At 33.0% G+C, this 3,560-nt stretch carries 4 protein-coding genes and 1 riboswitch; of the genes, 3 read left to right on the top strand and 1 reads right to left on the bottom strand.

The features are described 5' to 3' along the window. Both CHL78_RS19845 and fabZ read left to right on the top strand, forming a co-directional pair. The coding region (locus CHL78_RS19845; protein ID WP_147295866.1) for a rod shape-determining protein at positions 1 to 633 on the top strand (633 nt) is incomplete at its 5' end. Between the two features lie 14 nt (positions 634 to 647). Further along, a complete protein-coding gene (gene fabZ, locus CHL78_RS19840) occupies positions 648 to 1,076 on the top strand; it encodes a 3-hydroxyacyl-ACP dehydratase FabZ (RefSeq protein WP_094369116.1) in 429 nt (142 codons plus the stop codon). Between the two features lie 83 nt (positions 1,077 to 1,159). Here the strand turns inward: fabZ and yyaC are convergent, their stop codons facing one another. Then, positions 1,160 to 1,669 carry a spore protease YyaC gene (gene yyaC / locus CHL78_RS19835; RefSeq protein ID WP_094369117.1) on the bottom strand — a complete coding sequence of 170 codons (510 nt, stop codon included), beginning with the start codon at positions 1,667 to 1,669 and terminating at the stop codon, positions 1,160 to 1,162. A gap of 326 nt (positions 1,670 to 1,995) precedes the next feature. Further along, positions 1,996 to 2,100: riboswitch (SAM riboswitch) on the top strand. A 142-nt stretch (positions 2,101 to 2,242) separates the two neighbouring features. Between yyaC and metK the strand changes: the two genes are divergently transcribed. After that, positions 2,243 to 3,436 (top strand): methionine adenosyltransferase, encoded by a 1,194-nt coding sequence (gene metK, locus CHL78_RS19830; RefSeq protein WP_094369118.1) that lies wholly within the window; start codon positions 2,243 to 2,245, stop codon positions 3,434 to 3,436. The last annotated feature ends 124 nt before the right edge of the window (positions 3,437 to 3,560 follow it).

Raw genomic sequence — 3,560 nt, 5'->3', positions numbered from 1 at the left:
TATATTATCGAAGAACCAATAGCTGCAGCTATTGGTGCAGGGGTAGATATATCTCAGCCAAATGGTAGCATGGTTATAGACATTGGTGGAGGAACAGCAGATATAGCAGTAATATCTCTAGGAGGAGCTGTCGTAAGCGAATCGATAAAGATGGGTGGAGATAAGTTTGACGAGGCTATAGTAAGATATATGAGAAAGCAGCATAATCTTCTTATAGGTGAAAGAAGTGCAGAAAAGATAAAGATAGAAATAGGGACTGCATTTAAAAGAGAAGAAGAAAAGTTCATGAAAATAAGTGGTAGAAACTTAGTAACTGGACTACCTATAACTATGACTATAGGATCATCTGAAATACAAGATGCATTAGAAGAATGTGCACAGCAAATAGTATTAACTGCACATTCTGTTTTAGAAAAAACTCCGCCAGAGTTAGCAGCAGATATAAGTGATACAGGTATAATAATGACAGGTGGAGGAGCATTATTATATGGATTGGATAAAAGAATTGAACAAAGTACAGGAATAAAGGTTCTGATAGCTGATGAGCCACTGTCTTGTGTTGCAAAGGGAACAGGGAGCTCATTAGGAGCATTAGACTTGCTTGAAACAGGAGGAACCTTTAAAAGAAGATAATTGGAGGTAACAAAATGTTAAATATAGAGCAAATAAAAGAAATAATACCACATAGATATCCATTTTTATTAGTGGACAAGATAGTAGAGCTAGAAAGTGGGAAAAGAGCTGTAGGTATAAAAAATGTTACAGCAAATGAGCCATTTTTCCAAGGTCATTTCCCTGAATATGCTTTGATGCCAGGTGTATTAATTGTTGAAGCTATGGCACAAGTTGGAGCAGTAGCTATGATGTCTATGGATGAAAATAAAGGAAAGTTAGGTGTATTTGCAGGTATAGATAAAGTTAGGTTTAAAAAAGAAGCTAGGCCTGGAGATACTCTTAGAATGGAAGTTGAAATGATATCTATAAGAAGAAACATTGGAAAGGCTACAGCAAAGGCTTATATAGAAGATGCACTTGTATGTAGTGGAGAGTTGATGTTTGCACTTGTAGAAAAATAAAATAGAAATGACTGTCTCTAGGTACTTATTATGAGGCAGTCATTTCTATTTTATATGAAAATATTTAAGGGGATGTGAAAAAACTAAGTAGCAAGTAATAAAGCAAGAGCTATAGTTTCAGCCAGCTCAATTATAAAGCTAAGTCTTACATTATTAAATGAAAATCTATTGTTTTCATCTATTTTGTCGACAATTCCCACTATAGAATAGTTTCCTATCTGAGGGAGTTTTTTACCAACACCTTTTCCGGGCAGAATAGGCCCTTCTCTAATCTGTATATTACCTATACTACTTTTCGAACCTAAACAAGCATCTATAGCTAAAAATGTGCCTTTAGAATGAGTCTTTTTTATATTTTCGATAGATTCATATATATTCAATGCATGAATAGGGTTATCTAAAGTTCCGTAAACAGGGTATTTAAAATCGCTATTTTTTAACATAGTTCCAACTAAAGGACCAAGGGCATCACCTATAGCCCGATCTGTTCCTATACAAACGACAACTGTATTCTCATCAATTATATCTTTAAGTATTAAACTCAATACCTGAACAACGTTTTCTTTTTTATAATTTATCTTGGTTAAGTACATAGGAACACCCCCTTCAAAAAAAATATATGAACTTCTAATATAAAAAATACCTATCTTTAGACTACATAAAATTTATTTAAATTGGTTAAAAATACCTATTGAATTATGAATGATAGGTTTTATTTTTAGAAGGTCTATCAGTTAAGAGGAATTTAGGAATTACTTCTTAATGGTTATTTTTATGAGAATTACTATGGTAATAGAACATGAAATTAATATCATATAAATTTAAATACAATAGGTATAAAAATATTGACATTAATAAAAAAAGATAGTAACATATATTTTAGTAATGAATACAATAAATATGAATATGAATCTTGATTACCTTATCAAGAGCGGCGGAGGGATAGGCCCTGTGAAGCCCAGCAACCACCCATTTTGGGAAAAGGTGCTAATTCCTACAAGACATACGTCTTGAGAGATGAGGTTAGTTAATTAATATATACTTATGTTAATTAGCCTCTTCTTAAAAAAGAAGAGGCTTTTTTGTTTGCATATAAGCTAATTTTGTATAAGGTAAAAAATAGATTATAAATAAATAATATATTTTAAATACGGGAGGTAACAAAAATGGCAAGACATTTATTTACATCAGAATCAGTTACAGAAGGACATCCAGATAAAATCTGTGACCAAATATCAGATGCAATATTAGATGCATTATTAGAAAAGGACCCAATGTCTAGAGTAGCATGCGAGACTACAGTTACAACAGGATTAGTATTAGTAGCAGGAGAAATAAGTACTTCAGCATACGTTGATATACCTAAGTTAGTTAGATCTACAGTAGAAGAGATAGGATACACTAGAGCTAAGTTTGGATTTGACTCTAATACTTGTGCAGTTATAACTTCTATAGATGAGCAATCAGGCGACATAGCAATGGGTGTTGATGAAGCTTTAGAAAGTAGAGCTGGAGAGCAAACAGAAGAAGAAATAGAAGCTATAGGTGCAGGGGACCAAGGGATAATGTTTGGATTCGCTTGTAATGAAACTGAAGAATTAATGCCACTTCCAATATCTTTAGCACACAAATTAGCAAGAAGATTAACAGAAGTTAGAAAATCTGGATTATTAGATTTCTTAAGACCAGATGGAAAGACTCAAGTTACAGTTGAATATGATGGGAATAAAGCTGTTAGAGTTCATACAGTACTTATATCAACTCAACATTCAGAAGATGTAGAGAATGAAACTATAAGAGAAGCTTTAATAGAGCAGGTTATAAAAGCTGTTATACCAGCTGAATTATTAGATGAAGAAACTAAAATATATATAAATCCAACTGGAAGATTCGTTATAGGTGGACCACAAGGAGATACAGGTCTTACAGGAAGAAAGATAATAATAGATACTTACGGGGGATACTCAAGACACGGTGGAGGAGCATTCTCAGGAAAAGATCCTACAAAGGTTGATAGATCAGCAGCTTATGCAGCAAGACACGTTGCGAAAAATATTGTAGCAGCAGGACTTGCTGACAAGTGCGAAATAGAGCTAGCATATGCAATCGGTATAGCAAGACCGCTATCTATATTCATAGATACTTTTGGAACAGGAAAGATTTCAGAAGAAAAATTAGTTGAATTAGTAGAAAAGAACTTTGACTTAAGACCAGGAGCAATAATAAGAGATTTAGACTTAAGAAAGCCAAGATATAAGGCTACTGCAGCTTATGGTCATTTTGGAAGAACTGATATAGATTTACCATGGGAAAGAACTGATAAAGCAGAAACTTTAAGAAAAGAAGCTTTAGGAGAATAATTTAAAAGAGGCAACCAAATGTATATTAATTTTACTTTTGGTTAGCCTCTTTATTTTATTTCTTGTTAAAGGTATAATAGTTACAAATTACGTGAATTATAGAAACAGTATTTGTTTGGTAGGA

The organism is Romboutsia weinsteinii (genome assembly GCF_002250835.2).
In the GTDB taxonomy this organism is placed as follows: Bacteria; Bacillota; Clostridia; order Peptostreptococcales; family Peptostreptococcaceae; genus Romboutsia_A; species Romboutsia_A weinsteinii.
The sequence above is the reverse complement of the archived record's forward strand: the minus strand, read 5'-3'. Positions and strand labels throughout refer to the sequence as shown.

Bases quoted from the DNA above. Each gene is read 5' to 3' on its own strand.
- yyaC (WP_094369117.1), bottom strand. From the start codon at position 1,669: ATGTACTTAACCAAGATAAATTATAAAAAAGAAAACGTTGTTCAGGTA.
- fabZ (WP_094369116.1), top strand. From the start codon at position 648: ATGTTAAATATAGAGCAAATAAAAGAAATAATACCACATAGATATCCA.
- metK (WP_094369118.1), top strand. From the start codon at position 2,243: ATGGCAAGACATTTATTTACATCAGAATCAGTTACAGAAGGACATCCA.